Source organism: Acetobacter oeni, from assembly GCF_011516825.1.
Classification (GTDB): domain Bacteria; phylum Pseudomonadota; class Alphaproteobacteria; order Acetobacterales; family Acetobacteraceae; genus Acetobacter; species Acetobacter oeni.
The window spans coordinates 40,291-59,449 of sequence record NZ_WOTA01000011.1 but is presented as its reverse complement, the minus strand read 5'-3'; the positions used below and the strand labels follow the sequence as shown (position 1 = coordinate 59,449).

Here is a 19,159-nt window from a genome sequence, read left to right as displayed (position 1 = left end):
GACCGGCAAAATATCAGAATAAACCTAATAATCCGAACTTTACGTTTAACTGCATACGATAACTCATATGCAATCTCACACCCGCTTCGCGACTTACTGCCGCCGGCGCAACTTATTTTTCACCGGCACCAGATGCTTCTACGACATCCGGACACCCTCCTTCAGGCGGCGATTTCGGAGGAGGCATCATCTGCCGCGTCGCCTCAATCAGCGCATCCGTAAGGATTAGCCGCGCTTTCCGCAACTCCCTGAACGGAAGAACAACCTCGCTTCCGTCATCGAGACGCAGACGCCCGCCCACCTCGTCCGATCCGAGCACAACACCGGAAAAGCGACGCCGTCCGTTTATCGGCACCAGTATCTCCGCTTTCGCGAGATGCCCGGAAAAGCGATCCCAGTCTTTTGGCCGCGTCAGAGGACGATCAATGCCAGCCGACGAAACCTCCAGCGTCCAGTTACCGGGAATCGGGTCATTAACATCAAGGATGGCACCGACCGCATAACTGATGCGCTCGCAATCTTCCACGGTTATCAAAGACCCGTCGAGACGATCCGCCATAACCTGCACCGTCGGCGTTTCACGCCCCAGCACAGAGATGCGAACAAGCTCAAAACCAAGATCAGCAAGCCCCGGAATAATCTGCTCTGCGATCCGGGCTTCAAGACCAGTATGCGTCGAAAGATCGTCGTCCAAAACAAAAAAGGCGGCCACAAGGGCCACCCCCCAAAAAACGGAAGATGAAAGGAATTTCCAATAGATAGGGCATTTTCACGCCAACCGCAAGAGTGACGGCCTCCCCGTCACTCAAATGATGATGGAACACCCCACCCGCACGACATTCAGTTACGATAAGGCACGACCTTACACGGAATTTATAACGCTCTTCTCTTGCGCCCGGATGCTGCGCGATGTCTGATTGATGTTATTATGAATCAGCCACCCGATCCTCTTCGCAAGGCCAACCCGGAAGCCGAAAGCAGTGGCGCCGGACTGCGTGTTATGGTGGCGACAATCGCGGGCATCAGTGTGCTCGCAGGCGGCGGATTCTGGATAAACAGTAAAAGTTCAACTCCATCCCCGGCACCGCTCACACAACGGGTAAGCGAGCCTGCACCCGGAGTGCATGCGGGACCAGCAGTGGCGGCGGAATTTGCGCTTATCGCTCCCGAACATGCGGCAAAGGCCTTACGCGATGCCGGCTATTCAGTCTCTGAGCAGGCAAAAATCCTTGCGGGCATTAAAAGGCGTGAATACCGGCTTGTGAATTTGCCGTTCTTCGATGCTGGCGGGCACGGAGGAGCAGTCTCGGTTCAGTCCGGCCCCGTTACACGCATCGTGCCGCTCTCCGGAAAGCCCGTTTCTGTCATCCTGCCCATCCTCATCAGCGGCGAGGTGCAGGTAAACCCGGTATCAGACCCGGGCGCTGCGGGCCTTGAACCCGGCGCTCTGACAATTCTTGGGCCAATGGCTTTGCCAACGATTCATCACGATGAATATCTGACCATGACCGTAATTGCACAATGAACGGGACGCGCTCACCCTGTCAGGTTACAAAATCTGACCTGATGTGGATTTGCAGGAGAATCACAGGATGAAAAGCCTGCTTCCAGTCCTGAACCGGTTCATGCCGGTCATGATGGTGATCTTTCTTTTGCTTGCGAGCCTGCAGGCGGCGGCAAGCCTGCATCTTTCACTCGCAAGCATTGACCATTTCATGAAATGGTGTGCCCCGGCATGGCCGATGCTGGCTGCGGCGGGTGCATTGTTCACCGTTGCCGGACTATTGTTTGAGACGCGCGCCGAACGAATGGCGCGTAAAGGGCTGCTTCGCAGACGAGGATGGATGATGGACGTTCTGGCGAGACTCACCAATCGACAGGCCCTTGAAGAAATGCTCGCCCGCGAGCAGCGGGACACGACAATTGATGCCGAAGAACTGGCGGCTAATCTCAGGGCGCGCGTCATCGGGCAGGATCAGGTGTGCGAAGACATGGCGGCCCAGTTGCGGCGCCGACTCGCACTCCAGGTTCGTGGCAAGCCGGTTGGCATTTTCCTGCTCGCCGGGCCACCCGGAACAGGCAAGACCTATCTTGCAAAGCAACTGGCCCGACAACTTGAGCGGCCTCTGCTTCATTTTGATATGACGCAAATGAGCAGCCCTCATGCGGCAACTCAGTTGTTTGGGTCGCCCAAAGGCTATGTCGGGTCTGATACCTACGGAAAGCTGACAGGGGGCCTGAAGGAGAAGCCGGATGCCGTTGTTCTGCTCGATGAAATCGAGAAAGCGCATCCGGATGTATTCAAACAGTTCCTCGTTGCGTGGAATGACGGTTACGTGACCGAAGCCTCAACTGGCGCCCATGTGTCCACAGTTCAGTCGATTTTTGTGCTTACATCCAACATCGCTACCGAAGCCCTCACCGCTATTGCGGATCGTCTTTCTGATGATCCGGATAAAATGCGCGCCGAGTCGGTCGAAGCGCTCCGACAGGCAGGTTTTGCCCCGGAAGTACTGAACCGTATTGACCGTATTTTTGTGTTCCGCGCCCTGAAGGGGCTGGATGTAGCGCGCGTATCTGCACTCGAAATCGAAGCCATGATCGAGAGCTATGGACTGAAAGTGGAAACCGGCGGCATTGATCCCGCAATCCTCATTGAAGTTATGCGTCGTCAGATGCGTATGGGAGATTCCGCATCGGCCCGCGATCTTGTGCGGTCAATTGAAGAGATGATCAGCGAATCACTGATTGTCGCCCGTCAGCAGGGTGCAAAAATGGTACGAATCACAAATGGCGAAGACGGCATAACAGCGCAGATCGCTGACGAGCCGACTTCACCTGCACGCGCCCATCTGACATCCTGATTCCATAGATGTCTGCAGCTTCGCGTCTCTGGCACCGCGCGCCTCTCTGGCGTTTCGCCCTCTTTGGATTAATCTTTTTTTCGGCAGTCACCGTGCTTTACCCGGCACAGTGGCTGCTGCATGCTTTCCCGCCATTTGCCCGGCTGACTCATAAAGTCGATCACATGCTGGGAAGAGATGTACCTCCGGCAGCCGGCACGCCCGGCGAAACGGCATCAGGCGAGACCGGAGAGGCAACTCCGCCAGCGGGACCAGGGGACACGAATGCGCCCGCAGGGACCGGCATGGCCGCAGCACCCCCAATCGATTCCGAACTGCAGGATATTCTCCCATTTGCAGGACGCCAGTTACCGCTGCCTGCCGGCGTCTGGCATCCTGTTGTAACGACTCAGGACGGTCCCCATGGTGAACTGACGAGCAATGTCCTTGTTCGCACAGACAGAGGCGTTGTGACCGGCGTCATTATTGCACGGGCGACCACCGCTTCCGTGCCGCCTGATGGCGTTGGTGAGATTGAAGCTCCCTGTCACGATGACCGGGATTATATGAGAAGAGTTTTGCCGTCGGCGTCTCATTCCACCCAATGCGTCGCAACGTACTCTACCATCACAGTTTCTGATAACGTCAGTGGGTCCGCTACCATTAACTGGGCGTTTAAACGGCTTCATGTGCTGGGTTTCCCGATGCCGCCAGTCCTTGTTTCTGCGCTCTGGTCACATATTGTTCAGGCGCCTGACAATGGAATTAATTTCCAGACCGTTGAAATTGCTCTGAGCCCGGCTGATCCGGGTACGGCAAAACTCAGCACGTCGCTTGATGACTGGTCAAAGCAGGGTACCGGTCGATCGCCATTCACGTCTCATTTTGTCAGTGCTGTAAATGAGTGGATTTCAGGGTGGGCACCAACCCTTCTTCAGGGGTACGATGGTGCATTAAAGCCAGTTTCAGGCCCGCGGCCCGGATCAGCGGACCCCGCTTGGCATGGATAATCATCACGTCAGTCAATAAATTTATAATTCTGTCTGCCTTGCAATCTCCCGCTCTCATTACTTGGGAGGACGGGCAGAGTGGGTTGTGATGTTTCCGAAGATTAAACGTCATTTAGCAATGACGTTACCAGCCAGATGCCGCATCTTCATCCTCCGCTCGACTTTCAATCCAGCACCGCCGACCGTCGGCAAACTCTTCCGATTTCCAGAAGGGCGCGCCTGTTTTGAGCCGGTCAATCAGGAATCGTGTAGCCTCAAGCGCATCCGCCCGATGAGGTGCGGCGGCCAGAATCAGCACTATCGGCTCAGCAACCAGAAGACGACCGACACGATGAATGACCGTGCATCCGCTTAACTTAAACCGCCCGATTGCCTCGCAGGCGAGCCCCGTGATGACCTGCTCACACATTCCGGGATAATGTTCGAGAGAAAGTGCCACAAGGCCATCGCCGCCGCGCACCACTCCCACGAAAGAGCCAATACCTCCCGTTTGCTCTGAGGTCTGGAGCAAACGGGATATCTCTTCTCCCACATCGAAACTGTCATTCTGCACGACTACGCGGGGAGCCACTGCCATTTTCCTATATGGTGCGGCCATTGCCTGCTCCTGAAAATTCCCGGACGAATGGCAACCTGGATTAATCTCACCCACCGGTCATGGGGGGAAAGAATGCAACTTCGTCACCGGCCTTAACCGGCGCGTCAAAGTCGGCAAGCACCCGGTTCACGGCAACACGAATAATACCTGCCTCGGGGAATGCTTTATCAAACACAGGATCGTTTTTACGTTTACCCGCGAGTAAGCCGCTGACTGTTCGGATATTATCGAGTGGCATGACCTCGCCTGCACGGCCTATCTGCTCACGCAGCGCCGCAAAATACAGAACCGTAACTGCTCCGCTCATGCCATCCTCCGAGATATCCGGTCCACCACAAAAATTTTCGCTGCGCCTGCCTGCACTTAATGTGTTGTTGCTGCAGATTTATCCGTGGCACTGGTGGCATCCGTATGATGCGTTGCAGAAGATTTAACTGTGCTGATTGAACCATCGGGATGGATAATTGTTGTCGTTCCATCCCCGTTTGGAATTTCAATAGTCGAGTTAGAAGATTTACCTGCACCAAACTTCTCTGCCACATCAGGCTCCTGACTCGGCAGCCCTGATCCTGAAAAGCCGTTATTCGTATCATCGCCGATCGACAGATTACCACCATCAGGCAATTCACCTTTAGGGCCGGCTCCCATCGACGAGTCTCTCTCGGCAGCTACGTCTGACAAAGAGGGCAACGGCTTTGGCGCACCAGGCCATATATTGCCGGATTCAGGCAATAACGGAGTTTCAGCAGAGGCATAACCACGAACCCGGCGTATTGTTTCTGAGTCCCCGTGAGGCGCGTTAGGATTTTCGCCCGGCAACGTCGCCGTATCAGTCAACCAATTGTCAAAGCCGGAACATCCGCTCACTACCAGCAACGACGCCACAAGAGCGGCTTTCCGCATAAGTCTTTCCTCGTCTCAATCAGCCACCGCGCAGCAACCGCGCTTTCTGCGGGCCCTTGATACAAGTGTGGCACCTCAAGGTAAATCAGCACTTACCAGCAATATGATGTTGTTACATATTTAACAACACACCGGGACAATGAAGCCACACATAAGATTTCTCTCATAACAGAGTCAAAATCTTCAGGAAATCGAATCGATTGTTGTTTTTGGCGCGGCCTGTTCAACATGACGCAGACCGGCAATCAGATAATCCCATCCTGTAATCAGAGTCAGAACAGCGGCTATCCATAGCATTACCGCTCCCAGCAGACTGACCGGAAGCCAGGGCATTCCAAGAAGTACGCCCGTGCTGTCACCTGCCAGTAAAAATCCGATTGCCGTCATCTGGAAACCGGTTTTCCATTTGGCCAGCCGTGTTACAGGCAGGCTGATGCGCGTTCCGGCCAGATACTCACGTAATCCACTGACCAGAATCTCTCTGCAAAGAATAACAACTGCCGGCCACAGCGCTCCGAAAGTAAGTTTACCCAGCCCCGCCATGACCATCAGGGAAGCACCGACAAGGAGCTTATCCGCAATAGGATCCAGCATCCGCCCGAGATCAGATTGCTGCTTGCGCGACCGGGCCAGATGACCGTCAAAATAATCGGTTACCGCTGCGATAATGAACAGAAGGCATGCCAGCGCAGCGGCGCCAGGCCGGTTGATCGCAACAAGCGCGACCAGAACCGGGATAGCGACGATCCGCGACAGGGTCAGCAGGTTCGGCAGATCGGTTATCATCGAATTTATGTTACTCCAGTTTACCAGAGACTGAAACGGGCAGAGGCATGTTAGTGAGACGATTGCAGTGGCATTTTCGTGACCGGCTTTAAGATTACTGAATTCCGACTACGAAATTATTTTAACCGGACAGCCAGTCCGGATGAAAATGTCCGTAGATCCTCCGGGCCGTCTCACGATTAATGCCTGGAGCCGCCTCAAGTTCATTCAGTCCCGCCTGCCCCACGCCCCGCGCGGACCCGAAGCGATTGAGGAGTGCGCGTTTACGGGCAGGACCGATACCCGAAATTTCATCAAGTTCAGATTTCACCAGGGTCTTTGAACGACCGGCGCGATGAGTGGTGATCGCGAAGCGATGTGCCTCGTCGCGCAGTCTCTGAAGGTAATAAAGGACCGGATCGCGCGGTTCGAGCTGAAAGGGCGGCGCTTCCCCGGTATAGAACCATTCCCGGCCCGCATCCCTGTCCGGCCCTTTGGCGATACCAACCAGTTTCACGTCGGTGACACCAAGGCCGTCCAGAACCTCTTTTACCGCCGAATACTGCCCCGCGCCGCCATCGATCAGGAGAAGATCCGGCCAGTCCGGAGGTCGCCCCTCAATACCCTGCGCATCTGCTTCGCGAAGCGTTCGCCCGAACCGACGCTCAAGCACTTCACGCATCATAGCAAAATCGTCGCCAGGAGTGATCGCGCCCTTAATCCCATATTTACGATAGGACCGACGATCGAAACCTTCGGGGCCGCCAACGATCATGACGCCATAAGGGTGGCTGCCCATGATGTGACTGTTGTCGTACACCTCGATCCGCGCAGGGGGCACATCAAGCCCAAATACGCGCGCAACCCCCTCCAGGAGCTTCGCCTGCCCCGCGCTCTCCGCCAGTTTGCGCTCGAGAGCTTCGCGCGCATTGGTTTCGGCATGCTCCACCACTTCGCGTCGTTCACCACGTTGCGGATGCAGAATTTCCACCTTGTGTCCGCGCCGGATCGATAAAGCTTCGGAGAGAAGGCTGGCTTCAGGCAATCCATGGTTCACCAGAACAAGCGGCGGAGGAGGTTTGTCATCGTAAAACTGGGTCATAAAGGCCGTCAGGATATCAGCACGCCCTTCGTCACGCGTATGCGCCGGATAGAATGCGCGGTTGCCATTATTCCTGCCACCCCGAATAAAAAACACCTGAATGCAGGCCTGGCCCGCATGCTGCCAGACAGCGATCACGTCACCATCCCTGATGGAGGCCGGGTTGACGACATTCGAATCCTGCATCTGCGCAAGCGCACGGATACGGTCCCGCAGAACGGCCGCTCTTTCGAAATCCAGCCCCTCCGCCGCACGCTCCATCTCCGCCGCGAACTCTCCCTTGAGAGCCTGGTCGCGGCCCTCGAGGAAGTCCCGGGCCTGCTTTACCAGATGCCCGTAATCCTCCCGACTGATCCGATCGACACAGGGTGCCGAGCAGCGTTTGATCTGATGAAGCAGGCAGGGACGCGTCCGTGACGCAAAGACTGAATCGGAGCACGTCCGCAACAGAAAGACTCGCTGAAGGATATTCACAGTCTGATTAACAGCCCACGCGGAAGCGAAAGGGCCGAAATAACCAGCGCCTTTCTCCATTTTCCCACGATGTTTTGCAATCTGAGGGAACGGGTGCTGCTCGGTCAGCACGAGCCACGGATAGCTTTTGTCATCACGCAACAGAATGTTGAAGCGCGGCTTCATGCGCTTGATGTAATTTGCCTCAAGCAGCAAGGCCTCAGCCTCGGTATGCGTTGTGACAACCTCCATCGAGACTGTCTCAGAGACCATACGACGCAACCGCTCAGGCAACCGTGGCAGCTGCGTGTACGATGTCACTCGCTTTTTCAGCGCGCGCGCTTTTCCGACGTAGAGGACCTCACCTTTCGCTCCGATCATCCGATAGACGCCCGGAGAAAAGGGCATGGTCTTCAGGGCCTGCTGAATTGCCGCAACGCCCGTTACAGCGGACGCCACGTCAGAGACCTCTGACCCATCAGAAATAAGATCATGCTCCGGAGCCGGTGCCGGCAGATCCGCTGTCTCGTCAGGAGTTTTGTCACTCATAAAAATTCATCCACCAAAAGTGTGGATAACTCTGTGGAACGTAAGATGACAGATTGATGGACCCCCCGGTTTTCTGCCTTGAACCTTGGATTGCATAAATTTTAGACACCACACTTAACTTATTGATTTATTTTGATTTTTTTAAAAAAACCATTCCTGCGAACAGACGAATCGTCAGAAGCGATTGAAATCACTGCGAGTCAATCCCGAACGTGGACAAAATTGACCGAACAGTACCGAATGCCCTCACACTACATGATCCTGATTTGTTCCGCTATCAAACACAGCTCCTGCCGGGGACCACAGCCATTTCAGCGAAGCTATCCCCACAGCGCGAAGAAGAACCGGCTCCAGCCGGAAATCACATTGTTCCCGGCACGCCGGTCGAAGAAATCGGCCGGGAGGTGGCGATATGGCTTTCATGCTCTGCCCTGCGCAACAATCTGAGGAAATTCCCCCCCCAGAAAGCAGCAATCTCACTCCGGTCGTACCCTCTCCGAAGCAGCTCTGCCGTTAACGCCGGAGAATCGGACGCATTCTCCCACCCGTCGAGTTGTCCTCCCCCGTCGAAATCGGAGGAAATTCCCACATATTCAGGTCCGATCCGCCTGACCACATAATCGAGATGATCCATGTAATCCGCCACACTGGCACGACGGCCACCCAGTTCAGCGCGGGGCCGCAGAAAACCACTGACCGCCGTAATCTGAATAAGGCCTCCGCTCGCCTTCAGCGCATCAAGCTGCACATCGTCAAGGTTGCGTGGGTGGTCACATAAAGCCCGTACGCAGGCATGGGTGGCAACGACTGGCACGGACGAGATTTCGACAGCCTGCAACATCGTGTCGCGAGAGGCATGCGATACATCGACCAGCAGGCCGAGCCGGTTCATTTCCGCAACAGCTTCCCGGCCCAGCACCGAAAGACCACCGTGACGCACTTCCGTGTCACCCAGCCGCCGGCTGGGCTGCCCGGAATCCGCAAGCGCATTATGGCCGTTATGCGTCAGCGTCACGTAACGCGCACCAAGCCCGCGAAACTGCTTCAGCAGACCAACGTCTTCGCCCATGCCATAACCATTCTCCACGCCAGGCATGACCGCCAGAACGCCATCCTGATACGCCGTCTCAATCTCAGCGGATGTCTGGCAAACGCGGGCTGTCAGCCCATTCCGTGTTCCCTGCATGTGATTTTCAATCGCATGCAACATAGCGATTGTCTGTGTCTGCGCGGCACGATGTCCTTCAGAATCAACCACACCCTGAGGAATATAGGCGACAAAACAGCCCGCAGTCAGATGCCCGCGTTTCATCTTCGGGAAATCGACATGACGTTGAGGCGTATCAAGAAATGCATCGTCCCTGTCCGGCCAGGGAATATCGATGTGACTGTCCAGCGTCAGCAGGGACTGATGAAGCGCCAGAGCGTCGGCAGGAATAGCGGAGGAAGCCGTATCAATGGTCATAATGAGGAAATCGGTCCCGCAGCTATGGTTTGCAAGTCCGCTCATGCGGACAGGCAGTGTGTATCCTGTAGCCTGGCGTCACACACCATGATCAGGCAGCAGCAAATTCCGCTTGTCGTGCGTTCGTGAATGAGCGATCCACTGATTTTATGCGCATTGTTACATGGAACATTAATTCTCTCCGGCTCCGCCTGCCACTTCTCGGAGATCTTGTCCGGGAACTTACGCCGGATGTGATCTGTCTTCAGGAAACTAAGGTACCCGACCCTCTTTTTCCTGAAGAGGCTCTGTCAGAGCTGGGTTATTCTCACCAGGTGCGGCGTGGCATGAAGGGGTACAATGGCGTCGCCATTCTCTCACGGCATCCGCTTGAACCTTCACATAACACACCGGACTGGTGTGAAAAAGGTGATTGCCGGCACGTCGCTGCCCGCGTCCAGGGAAAAAACGGGCCGGTAGAAATCCATAATTTCTACGTGCCGGCCGGAGGCGACATTCCTGATGTCGAACTGAACCCGAAATACGCTCATAAGCTCGCTTTTCTGGACGAGGTAACAGCGTGGTTCAGGACTCATCACCTGACACGCTCAGTTGTCGTCGGCGATCTGAATGTCGCCCCACTGGAAAATGATGTTTGGAGTCACAGGCAGTTGCTCAATGTCGTCAGCCACACACAGCCTGAGACAACGCGTCTGACGGAATGGCTGGAAACAGGCTTTGTGGATGCGATGCGTCACTTTATTCCGGAGGCAGAAAAACTTTATACGTGGTGGTCATACCGCAACCGGGACTGGCAGGTCTCCAATCGCGGGCGGCGACTTGATCATATCTGGATTACCCCCGACCTTCAGCCTGCCCTGGACGGAATGACGGTCGTTCGGGAAGCACGCAACTGGTCCTCTCCGTCGGATCACGTGCCGGTCATTGCAGACCTGTCTGCCTGACATCGCAATTTACGCCGCCTTGCCGATACTCCGCCCCAAATCGCCGGTTACGGTTCCCTGAAATAAAAAAGACCGTTTTCCAGTCAGGAAAACGGTCTTTTCTGTCAGACTTTTACAACTCCGCCTTCAGGATCGAGGCGATAACCACCACCTTCAGTAATCAGCAATGTTGCGTTGGACGGATCAGGTTCAATTTTCTGACGAAGCCGGTAAATATGCGTCTCAAGCGTGTGAGTCGTCACGGCTGCATTGTAGCCCCAGACCTCATTCAGCAATACCTGACGCGGCACAGGCCGCGTTCCGGCGCGATAGAGGAATTTCAGGATCGCCGCTTCCTTCTCAGTCAGACGGATACGGCGGTTACGGGCGGTCTCGACGAGCAGTTTGGCCGACGGACGGAACGTATAAGGTCCGACGGTAAACACAGCGTCCTCGCTGTTCTCGAAGATACGAAGCTGCGCCCGAAGACGGGCAAGCAGCTCGGCGATCCGAAACGGCTTGGCGACATAATCATTCGCACCGGCGTCCAAGCCCCGAACGATATCTTCCTCGTTATCCGAGCCGGTCAGCATAATGATAGGCATTCTGATTCCCGCGCGCCGTAATTCGACACAGAAATCGCGCCCGTCACCATCTGGCAGCGTTACGTCAAGTATAATGGCATCAAACCGGGAATCCGGCATCTTCAGAGCCACCCAGGCCTCTTCGACCGAGCCGGCCTCGACTGCCTTAAATTCGCCGTCCACCTGAAGCTGCTCGACGAGCATATGCCGAAGTGTCTGGTCATCGTCGACGATCAAAATTGGACGTGCGCCCGACATCACTACCTCATCTTCTTTTCGGGCTCAGTAGACGCCCCTTGCCGCCACGACAACAGGTCATCGCACCCACCCCTCCGTCCGGTTCTCAAAGAGACAGGGCAACGCCATCACGACTCTGTGACAGAATGACACAAAATGCACGACAGCACCATTTCAGCTCTCTGCGGCTCAGGTATAGATCGCCCGAAACCCACCGGAAAGACCATCGATATGATACATGCCATCCTCAGTCCTGAAAGCGGCTGCACTGCACAACTGCATTGCGCCGACCGGATTTTCACCGCTGTCATCGGTACGAGCGGCGTCACTTTGCATAAGCGGGAAGGAGATCACGCCACGCCCGCCGGAACGCTTCTTCTTCGCAAAGTCTTCTACAGGGCGGATCGGATAAAACGCCCAGAAATCGGCGCAGCGGGCCCGGGCGGACACTGCCTCTCCCTGGAACCGATTTCACCCCGGGACGGGTGGTGCGATGATGTTGAACACGCCGATTATAACAGGCAGATCACCCTGCCCCACCCGGCCCGCCATGAGTTGCTCTGGCGTGATGATCACCTTTACGACATCGTTGTCGTTCTGGGTTACAATGACGATCCGATCATACCCGGACGTGGTTCAGCAATCTTCCTGCACCTCCAGTCTCCTGACAGGCGTCCCACGGAGGGATGTATCGCTCTCACAGAGGCTGATCTGCGAAACGTCCTGGCTCGTGGCCTCGTCTCCATTGACGTGCAGCCAGCAGGATGAAGGCCACAGACTCCAGCATAGCCGGGGAAAATCTTCAGCTGCTCGCGGGAACCTCTGACATATCCGTGGCTGAAGCAGACGGCACAAACGCAATCAGCACGTCGCCGACGACCGGAGGCTCCTGCTGAGCATCTTCAGCGGACTGAATTGAGAATCCGACGCCTGGCCGGATTGTCACAAGGACCAGCCGACTGCCATCCGGTCTCGCATAGGTCTCGAATGTTCCGGCCGTTACATTGAGCGCCTGAAAACGCCAGCCATCAGCAAACAGTGTATCGAGCAGCGTAAAATTCCACTCCGGCTGTCCAAGGACTTTGCCACGCGCATCGCGACTGAGACCCCGGTACTGGTCCAGACGACGAATGCCCGGGCTGACCTGATAGACGCGAGCACGCCCGAAATGCGGGGCAAGATGCGCACAGACCATTCCGTTATAAATAGCATCCGGTGTCGCCGCGATCAGATAATCAGCCGGCAATTCCTCAAGACTCTCTGCGCCGGCCTCCGACAACATCTCAGCATGCAAAACCGGAACGCCGGCCCGTCTGGCCGGAACCAGACCACGCGCTGCTGTATCGACCAGCGTCACAGGCGTACCGGACCGGATCATCACTTCCGCGAGATTTCGGGACCAGGCGCTGGCGCCCACAATCGCCAGCGCCGGCACGTTTGATAGAGTGAGATGCAGCCGCCGCGCCAACGGCGTCAGGGAAAACCCATGCAACAGCATGGTTGCCGCAATAACGGCAAAGACGGCCGGCATGACGAATTCCGCGCTCACAAAACCCGCTTCGCTGAGCCGAATGCCCGAAACGCCCGCAACCGCCGCGGCCACGATGCCGCGCGGGGCGATCCAGCCGAGAAAGATCCGGTCACTCCAGCTCAGAGCACTGCCGATTGTGGAAAGATAGATACCTAAAGGCCGGACCACAAAGATCACCGCGCAGGTCAGGGCGAAAATCGACCATGACAGCCTTTCAAGAACCACCCGCTGCAGATCGGCTGTCAGCAGGATAAATAATAACGACACGATGAGAACCACGAGGCTCTCTTTCATGCGCTGGAGTTCGCCAAGACCAGGCACCCGCATATTGGCCAGCGCCATACCAAACACAGTGGCCGCCATCAGGCCAGCGCCATCCATGAACAGCGAACCGAGCGCATAAAGCGCCAGAGCCAGCGTCAGCAACAGCGGCATTTTGAGCTGCTCAGGCATAAGATCGCGGACAAAAAGTTGCCTGACTGCCCAGCCGCCCGAAATACCGAGCCCGATTGACACAATCAGGCTGATGATAACTTGCGGCAGGATGCCGATAACAAAGGCACCCGTACCCTCGTCCGGCCTCATCAACAGAATTTCCAGAACCAGAGCCGCGAGAATAGCGCCCACCGGGTCGTTAAGGATCGCCTCCCATCGCAGGAATGATGCGATACGCGGCTGAAGCTTCGCCTGCCGCAGCAACGGCAAAACTACTGTTGGCCCCGTAACAACGACGATAGATCCGAAGAGGCAGGCAGGCCCCCAGGTGAGACCGCCGACATAATGTGCCGCAGCAGAACCCAGCACCCAGTTGATAGGCAGCGCAAGCAGCGTAAGACGAAGGATGCCTTCGCCGGCCTCTCTCCATTGCCGGAAGTCAAGCGCCATTCCGCCTTCAAAGACAATCAGTGCCACCGCAAGCGAAACGATCGGATGGAACAGCGGTCCGATCAGTTCGGACGGGTGCAGAACATCCAGCCCCGGCCCAAGCAGCAGCCCCAGACCAAACAAAAGCACGATCGCCGGAAGCCGGAAGCGCCAGGCAATCCATTGCGCAGCCATACCACCGCAGAAAACAAGAAATACGAGAAGAATGGCGCCCTGATTCATAGGTGCGTCACGCGGGGTTCAGTGGCCATTCAAAGTCCGTTTTCTGTTGTCTGATGTGGTTTATTGAACCGGTCGGTCATAAAGCGGTTTTCATATTTACGCGATAGCACGGTAACAGCTCCCGATTTACCGGGTCACTCGCCCGTCAGCCGGTGAAGCACGTTTTTATGACGCCGGGCCAGCAGATGGAAAGCATCGCTTACCCGCCACGCTCGCTGAAAACAGCTGTTCGCAGGAAAGTCAAAGTCACACAGGCGCCTGTTTTGTCTGACCGGAGAGACGGCTCGACACAGCCTCTCTCACCGCCCGGAAACCCAGGTCATCCGGAATTTGGCCAGACTGCTGTTCGTGTTGAAATGGGCGATCACACCGAAACCGGAGAAAGGCCGTGCGTTAGCTGTCTGTGCGACGGTAAATGATACAGCCCGGCCCTGACGGGCACAAAACAACAGGAGAAATACAAAATGTCTCAGATCGAAGTTGTTGCAATCGTCAAAGCAAAACCCGGACATGGCGAAGAAGTAGCTGCCGCAATGAAAGCCTGTGAAGCACCGTCACGCGCTGAAAGCACAAATAAGCTCTATACACCTCATCGTGATCTTGATGATCCTGATACTTTCGTTTTCATTGAATCCTGGGCCAGCCGTGAAGCGCTTCAGGCCCACATAGAAACAGCGCATTTCAAAGAAATGGACAAAAAACTGCAGCCGCTTCTGGCCGCACCTTTCGAGGTCCACATCCTTAAGCCACTCTGAGGGTTATCAGTGAGCGCTACAGCAGAGAAACACGGAACAGGCGTTCTCGTCCGGCTGAGTATCGCACTGTTTCTTGCCTATATGGCTGTAGCGCTGCCTCTGTCCGTTATACCAGTTGTTGTGACATCGTGGTCCGGTTACGGAAACATGCTGGCCGGACTGGCCGTCGGTATCGCTTTTCTCTCTACCATCCTCACCCGCAATCATGCAGGGGTCATTGCTGACCGCCGGGGCGGTCACATTTGCATGCAACGCGGTCTCATCATTTATATTATCGCCAGTCTGCTGTGTTTCTTTGCTGCCCTGCCATCGCTATCCGCCCCTGCGGCATTCAGCGTTCTGATTGCCGGACGTCTTCTGCTTGGCCTTGGTGAAAGCCTCACCATCGTGGGAATGCTGGGATGGGGCATCGGGCTGATGGGACAACCGCGAGCAGGTAAAGTTCTCGCTCTTACCGGGATGGCCATGTATGGCGCCTTCGCTGCCGGGGCTCCCATCGGACTGGCGCTGTTTCATACAGCGGGATTTGCCGGTGTCATGCTGGCTGCTGCTGCTATGCCCGCCCTCGGCCTTGCCCTTGCGCAGTCCGTTCCTGCTGCGCCCGTCCACAACGGACAGCGCGTATCATTCTGGCGGATCATTGGCTCCATCTGGCAACCCGGGGCCGCTGTCGGACTTCAGGGCGTGGGATTTGCGGGGCTTGGCGCCTTCATGGCGCTCTACTTCACCCACCGTCACTGGCCGCATCCGGAACTTGGTCTCACATGTTTTGGCCTTGCATTTGTCCTTGTCCGGATTCTGTGCGGCCACCTCCCGGATCGTGTGGGAGGATATCCTGTCGCCGCCGGATCACTCATTGTCGAGACAATCGGGCAAGTGCTTCTCTGGACAGCTCCCACGCCGTGGCTTGCGCTGCTCGGAGCTGTCCTCACCGGAGCAGGCTGCTCCATGGTGTTTCCCTCCCTCGGCGTCGAGGTCGTCCACATCGTCCCCCCTCATCTGCGAGGAACAGCCCTTGGAGGCTTTGCGGCCTTCCAGGATCTTGCTTACGGTGCGACAGGTCCTGTCGTCGGCTCCGTTGCTGATTATTTTGGCTATGGAAGCATTTTTTTCACAGGCGCTCTCTGTGCGGCTGTGGGTGCGCTGATCACGATCCGACTGGATTTCGAAAAACGCCGCCGTGAAACGTTGCCCATGACAGCACGAAAGGAGATGCGTTAACATGCTTATCCCTGTTCCGACCTCCGGATGCCGTCGAATTCTGATGCCGATCACTTTCATGGCGGCGGCAGGCATTTCCCACGCTCACGCGACGTCGCTGATCACCACACAGAAACTCGACTGGGAAACTGCCGAAAAACTCGCGGCGACGGCTGTGCGGCTCTGCGCTCAGCGAGGCTATTCCGTCACAGCGGCCGTCGTTGCCCCCGCTCCCTCCGGTCACGAGCAGATCGTGATCAAAGGCGATACCGTTCCGCTTCAGTCTCTCTCCGTGTCATATCGCAAAGCTTACACGGCGTTTTCCTACGGGCAGGCGTTCGACAAAAATACAACCAGCGAACTGATCGCCGCGAAACTGACCGGCCCTTCGAACGGAGCACTGAACACCGTGCCCGAGGTTTTATTTATTCTGGGCGGAGCAACATTGCGTAAGGCCGACGGCACAGTCATCGGCGGGCTCGGTATATCCGGAGCCCCTGGAGGCGAGAAAGACGAAGCATGTGAGCAGAAAGGAGAGCTTCAATGACCGGTAATAATGCAGCCCCCCCCTCGTCTGTCACTGACCATATCAGACGACGCGGTCTGCTGGGCGCGGTGGCAGCCATTCCGCTTGCTTCCGTCGCATCCGCCATCACGGCTCGCGCCGAAGATCAGCGCGCTCCGGATGGTGCTGCAATGGCACAGGACATGCTGTCCGCCGGTACAATGGAGGTCATCGGGGCGCTGCCAGACCCCGGACCGTCAGGTATTGCTGTCACACCTGACAATCGCGTGTTCCTTACTTTCCCACGGCACGCGGAAGATCATAATCATCCGGCTCTGGCGGAGTTACGCAACGGAAAAGCCGTTGCGTGGCCGGACACAAAAACAACTTTGCAATCTTCTCTGCCAATTGATCAGCGGCTGATCTCGCCGCACGGCATGACAACCGATACAAAAGGTCGTCTCTGGCTGATTGACGACGGAAAAATAGTCGGACACCCTATTCCTCCGGGTGCGGCGAAGGTTGTCGGTTATGACACGACAACCAGAACACGCATTGCAAATATCGTGCTCAAAGCACCGGCGATGCTACCTGACAGTCATATGAACGATTTACGTGTCGATCTGACCCACGGTGAAAACGGTACGGTTTTTATCGCAGACTCATCATTCGGGACATCGCCTGGCCTTGTGGTTGTCGATGTGGCGTCGGGCAGACAAAGACGCGTATTAACTCATCACCCTTCCATTTTACCGGAAACAGGTTTTGTAGCCGTTCTTGAAGGTAAGCCGCGTCATTACGAAGCAAAGCACGCACAATTCCCAACCGGTGGCGTGGACAGCATTACGCTTAGTTCTGACAGCAGCACGCTCTGGTATTCACCTCTGACGAGCCGTCGGCTTTACAGTCTTCCCACTGCTTTACTGGCAGATTTCTCATCAACCGATCAGCAACTGTCTGAAGCGGTCGTCGATATGGGTGAAAAAGTCATGACAGACGGGCTCGCCACTGATCCGTGGAACCGGATCTATCTGACTGCGGGAGAACATGATGCGATCATGCGCCGGGACACGGACGGGAGCATCAGCATCATTGCCAGGGATCCACGAATTATCTGGCCAGATGGAATTTTTGCAAACAACGCCTTTGTTTATTGCGTGCTCGGACAATGGAATCGTCTGGCAGGCTTCAATGACGGGCATAATCTTCGTCAGCCTCCCTACCTTGTCGTGCGCTGTCCGATTACACCGCCCGCACACTGAGCACCGCAGTATCGAATCTGAACTCAGGCACAAAGTATCTTATCGGGCAGAGCTGATTTTCAGGCAACGATCAAAGGGGGTGGCAGTCCTGCGTCATAACCACTCAAAAAGCTCCGGACATGCAATATCACGAGGCAACACGACAGCGCTGCTGCTGTCTGCATGTTGCTCAAACCAGTCAGCAATTACGTCACTCCAGTCGACAGACGTAACGTTCGGCTGAGATGGTTTCAGAATTGCGTAGCCTCTTGTCCCCTCCTTGTTTTCCCTGACACAGGCCAGCCATCAGGCAGAAAAAAATTATCTTTCACCCGATGCGGCGACGCAATGATTTTACACGACAGATTATTCTCAGAGATCTTTGACCGGCTTTCCGGAACAAACGGGATCTGCCTCCGTCTCGCCAGGATTTTTTGCACGAAAGACACTGAGTTCCTGTTCCAGTGAGGAGACCAGCGCCCGCAGGCCACGAATATAAAGATCCTGCTCCTGATTCCGCCGGATAAGTTCTGCAAATCGACGTTCGAAAAACGCCCGTTCGGCCACCGGATTCAATGGGTATGAAGCCGCAGGCTCTTCATTATCACCGGTCATGTTTCTGTCCCGTCGATTTTGTGGCCCTCTGATATCATACTACTTAGGCACAGGGACTTCCGGAGCCCTCTCGTATCACGGTCAGCACCTTATCTCATCGGGGACAAAGCGCGCGCTCAACGAGCCCGCACACAATATGAGCCGCAGTGATGTGTAACTGCTGAATGACAGGAGTCCAGCGAGAAGGCACGGCCAGTGTTACGTCGCACGGCGCCCCCGCGATACCCTCGTGGCCAGTGAATGCGGCAGCCAGGATTCCTGCTTCACGGGCAACTTCAAATCCACGAAGGATATTAGGCGAACGACCGGAAGTCGTAATGCCAAGAAAAACGTCGCCTTCACGGCCGAGAGCCAGCAACTGACGCGAAAAAATATCGGCAAATCCATAATCATTGCCTATTGCGGTCAGACTGGATGTATCGGTTGTCAGCGCCACGGCACTGAGCGGACGCCGATCATACATCAGCCGTGCCGTAAATTCGCCGGCGATATGCTGGGCATCGGCCGCACTGCCACCATTCCCCGCAATCAGCAGGCGGCCTCCCGCATCAAGCGAACGCGTTATCCTTGCCGCAAGATCGAGCATAACAGCCTGAGACACCTTATCTTCAGCGAAGGCCGCCATCGCTCCGGCTGACTGTCTCAGATAATCTGTCATGAAACCATGATCAGAGTTTACGCTCTGTTCTGCACTACCGGCTTCGTAACCGACAATTTTCGTTTCATCACGAGAAATCATTTTAAGCACTTGTCCTGACTTTGAGACCACCAGC

The 19,159-nt window shown here is 55.8% G+C and carries 20 protein-coding genes; 9 read left to right on the top strand and 11 right to left on the bottom strand.

Annotation, left to right across the window (positions count from 1 at the left end; genetic code table 11):
* Positions 1–112: 112 nt before the first annotated feature.
* Positions 113–721: a ribosome maturation factor RimP gene (gene rimP / locus GOB90_RS09065; RefSeq protein ID WP_146886388.1), complete on the bottom strand. Its 609-nt coding sequence runs from the start codon at positions 719–721 to the stop codon at positions 113–115.
* A gap of 207 nt (positions 722–928) precedes the next feature.
* Between rimP and GOB90_RS09060 the strand changes: the two genes are divergently transcribed.
* The 3 genes from GOB90_RS09060 (at position 929) to GOB90_RS09050 (ending at position 3,853) form a co-directional block, all read left to right on the top strand.
* Positions 929–1,525, top strand: coding sequence for a hypothetical protein (locus GOB90_RS09060; protein ID WP_242011911.1), 597 nt, complete (start codon positions 929–931; stop codon positions 1,523–1,525).
* 67 nt (positions 1,526–1,592) lie between these two features.
* Positions 1,593–2,864: an AAA family ATPase gene (locus GOB90_RS09055; protein WP_146886386.1), complete on the top strand. Its 1,272-nt coding sequence runs from the start codon at positions 1,593–1,595 to the stop codon at positions 2,862–2,864.
* 8 nt (positions 2,865–2,872) lie between these two features.
* Entirely contained in the window at positions 2,873–3,853 is a 981-nt protein-coding gene (locus tag GOB90_RS09050; RefSeq protein WP_146886384.1) for a hypothetical protein, read from the top strand.
* A 124-nt stretch (positions 3,854–3,977) separates the two neighbouring features.
* On the opposite strand, the gene GOB90_RS09045 is transcribed toward GOB90_RS09050, so the two are convergent.
* From GOB90_RS09045 to GOB90_RS09020, 6 genes are all read right to left on the bottom strand, one after another.
* Positions 3,978–4,451, bottom strand: a complete 474-nt coding sequence (locus tag GOB90_RS09045) for a molybdenum cofactor biosynthesis protein MoaE (protein ID WP_146886382.1) — start codon at positions 4,449–4,451, stop codon at positions 3,978–3,980.
* A gap of 46 nt (positions 4,452–4,497) precedes the next feature.
* Entirely contained in the window at positions 4,498–4,758 is a 261-nt protein-coding gene (locus GOB90_RS09040; RefSeq protein ID WP_146886380.1) for a MoaD/ThiS family protein, read from the bottom strand.
* A 56-nt stretch (positions 4,759–4,814) separates the two neighbouring features.
* Positions 4,815–5,354, bottom strand: coding sequence for a hypothetical protein (locus tag GOB90_RS09035; protein WP_146886377.1), 540 nt, complete (start codon positions 5,352–5,354; stop codon positions 4,815–4,817).
* Positions 5,355–5,537: 183 nt separating this feature from the next.
* Positions 5,538–6,140, bottom strand: coding sequence for a CDP-diacylglycerol--glycerol-3-phosphate 3-phosphatidyltransferase (gene pgsA, locus GOB90_RS09030; RefSeq protein WP_146886375.1), 603 nt, complete (start codon positions 6,138–6,140; stop codon positions 5,538–5,540).
* A 121-nt stretch (positions 6,141–6,261) separates the two neighbouring features.
* Positions 6,262–8,223, bottom strand: coding sequence for an excinuclease ABC subunit UvrC (uvrC, locus tag GOB90_RS09025; protein WP_146886373.1), 1,962 nt, complete (start codon positions 8,221–8,223; stop codon positions 6,262–6,264).
* Between the two features lie 361 nt (positions 8,224–8,584).
* Positions 8,585–9,682, bottom strand: a complete 1,098-nt coding sequence (locus GOB90_RS09020) for a dipeptidase (protein WP_173572018.1) — start codon at positions 9,680–9,682, stop codon at positions 8,585–8,587.
* 155 nt (positions 9,683–9,837) lie between these two features.
* Between GOB90_RS09020 and xth the strand changes: the two genes are divergently transcribed.
* Positions 9,838–10,632, top strand: a complete 795-nt coding sequence (xth, locus tag GOB90_RS09015; RefSeq protein ID WP_146886369.1) for an exodeoxyribonuclease III — start codon at positions 9,838–9,840, stop codon at positions 10,630–10,632.
* Between the two features lie 104 nt (positions 10,633–10,736).
* On the opposite strand, the gene GOB90_RS09010 is transcribed toward xth, so the two are convergent.
* Positions 10,737–11,453, bottom strand: coding sequence for a response regulator transcription factor (locus GOB90_RS09010; RefSeq protein ID WP_146886367.1), 717 nt, complete (start codon positions 11,451–11,453; stop codon positions 10,737–10,739).
* 210 nt (positions 11,454–11,663) lie between these two features.
* On the opposite strand from GOB90_RS09010, the gene GOB90_RS09005 reads away from it, so the two are divergent.
* Positions 11,664–12,200, top strand: a complete 537-nt coding sequence (locus GOB90_RS09005) for a L,D-transpeptidase family protein (protein WP_146886490.1) — start codon at positions 11,664–11,666, stop codon at positions 12,198–12,200.
* 34 nt (positions 12,201–12,234) lie between these two features.
* Here GOB90_RS09005 and GOB90_RS09000 read toward each other — a convergent pair whose 3' ends face one another.
* Positions 12,235–14,070, bottom strand: a complete 1,836-nt coding sequence (locus GOB90_RS09000) for a cation:proton antiporter (RefSeq protein ID WP_146886365.1) — start codon at positions 14,068–14,070, stop codon at positions 12,235–12,237.
* 464 nt (positions 14,071–14,534) lie between these two features.
* Here GOB90_RS09000 and GOB90_RS08995 point away from each other — a divergent pair, with 464 nt between their 5' ends.
* Genes GOB90_RS08995 through GOB90_RS08980 form a run of 4 tightly spaced genes read left to right on the top strand, consistent with a single transcriptional unit; the run spans position 14,535 to position 17,792 of the window.
* Positions 14,535–14,825 carry a putative quinol monooxygenase gene (locus GOB90_RS08995; protein ID WP_146886363.1) on the top strand — a complete coding sequence of 97 codons (291 nt, stop codon included), beginning with the start codon at positions 14,535–14,537 and terminating at the stop codon, positions 14,823–14,825.
* Positions 14,826–14,834: 9 nt separating this feature from the next.
* On the top strand, positions 14,835–16,046 hold the full coding sequence (locus GOB90_RS08990) for an arabinose transporter (protein ID WP_146886361.1): 1,212 nt from the start codon (positions 14,835–14,837) through the stop codon (positions 16,044–16,046).
* 43 nt (positions 16,047–16,089) lie between these two features.
* Positions 16,090–16,572: a GlcG/HbpS family heme-binding protein gene (locus GOB90_RS08985; protein ID WP_146886488.1), complete on the top strand. Its 483-nt coding sequence runs from the start codon at positions 16,090–16,092 to the stop codon at positions 16,570–16,572.
* Complete coding sequence (locus tag GOB90_RS08980) at positions 16,569–17,792, top strand: L-dopachrome tautomerase-related protein (protein WP_146886359.1); 1,224 nt, start codon at positions 16,569–16,571, stop codon at positions 17,790–17,792. Before GOB90_RS08985 ends, GOB90_RS08980 begins: the two co-directional genes overlap by 4 nt.
* Before the next feature lie 351 nt (positions 17,793–18,143).
* Here the strand turns inward: GOB90_RS08980 and GOB90_RS08975 are convergent, their stop codons facing one another.
* Both GOB90_RS08975 and GOB90_RS08970 read right to left on the bottom strand, forming a co-directional pair.
* Positions 18,144–18,386, bottom strand: a complete 243-nt coding sequence (locus GOB90_RS08975; RefSeq protein WP_146886357.1) for a hypothetical protein — start codon at positions 18,384–18,386, stop codon at positions 18,144–18,146.
* Positions 18,387–18,480: 94 nt separating this feature from the next.
* Positions 18,481–19,125 carry an SIS domain-containing protein gene (locus tag GOB90_RS08970; protein WP_242011910.1) on the bottom strand — a complete coding sequence of 215 codons (645 nt, stop codon included), beginning with the start codon at positions 19,123–19,125 and terminating at the stop codon, positions 18,481–18,483.
* Positions 19,126–19,159: the final 34 nt, after the last annotated feature.

Bases quoted from the DNA above. Each gene is read 5' to 3' on its own strand.
- GOB90_RS09060 (WP_242011911.1), top strand. From the start codon at position 929: ATGAATCAGCCACCCGATCCTCTTCGCAAGGCCAACCCGGAAGCCGAA.
- GOB90_RS09050 (WP_146886384.1), top strand. From the start codon at position 2,873: ATGTCTGCAGCTTCGCGTCTCTGGCACCGCGCGCCTCTCTGGCGTTTC.
- GOB90_RS08980 (WP_146886359.1), top strand. From the start codon at position 16,569: ATGACCGGTAATAATGCAGCCCCCCCCTCGTCTGTCACTGACCATATC.
- GOB90_RS08975 (WP_146886357.1), bottom strand. From the start codon at position 18,386: ATGACCGGTGATAATGAAGAGCCTGCGGCTTCATACCCATTGAATCCG.
- GOB90_RS09045 (WP_146886382.1), bottom strand. From the start codon at position 4,451: ATGGCCGCACCATATAGGAAAATGGCAGTGGCTCCCCGCGTAGTCGTG.
- GOB90_RS09055 (WP_146886386.1), top strand. From the start codon at position 1,593: ATGAAAAGCCTGCTTCCAGTCCTGAACCGGTTCATGCCGGTCATGATG.
- xth (WP_146886369.1), top strand. From the start codon at position 9,838: ATGCGCATTGTTACATGGAACATTAATTCTCTCCGGCTCCGCCTGCCA.
- GOB90_RS08995 (WP_146886363.1), top strand. From the start codon at position 14,535: ATGTCTCAGATCGAAGTTGTTGCAATCGTCAAAGCAAAACCCGGACAT.
- GOB90_RS09010 (WP_146886367.1), bottom strand. From the start codon at position 11,453: ATGTCGGGCGCACGTCCAATTTTGATCGTCGACGATGACCAGACACTT.
- GOB90_RS09035 (WP_146886377.1), bottom strand. From the start codon at position 5,354: ATGCGGAAAGCCGCTCTTGTGGCGTCGTTGCTGGTAGTGAGCGGATGT.
- GOB90_RS09000 (WP_146886365.1), bottom strand. From the start codon at position 14,070: ATGAATCAGGGCGCCATTCTTCTCGTATTTCTTGTTTTCTGCGGTGGT.
- GOB90_RS09005 (WP_146886490.1), top strand. From the start codon at position 11,664: ATGATACATGCCATCCTCAGTCCTGAAAGCGGCTGCACTGCACAACTG.
- GOB90_RS09040 (WP_146886380.1), bottom strand. From the start codon at position 4,758: ATGAGCGGAGCAGTTACGGTTCTGTATTTTGCGGCGCTGCGTGAGCAG.
- GOB90_RS08985 (WP_146886488.1), top strand. From the start codon at position 16,090: ATGCCGATCACTTTCATGGCGGCGGCAGGCATTTCCCACGCTCACGCG.
- uvrC (WP_146886373.1), bottom strand. From the start codon at position 8,223: ATGAGTGACAAAACTCCTGACGAGACAGCGGATCTGCCGGCACCGGCT.
- GOB90_RS08970 (WP_242011910.1), bottom strand. From the start codon at position 19,125: ATGATTTCTCGTGATGAAACGAAAATTGTCGGTTACGAAGCCGGTAGT.
- pgsA (WP_146886375.1), bottom strand. From the start codon at position 6,140: ATGATAACCGATCTGCCGAACCTGCTGACCCTGTCGCGGATCGTCGCT.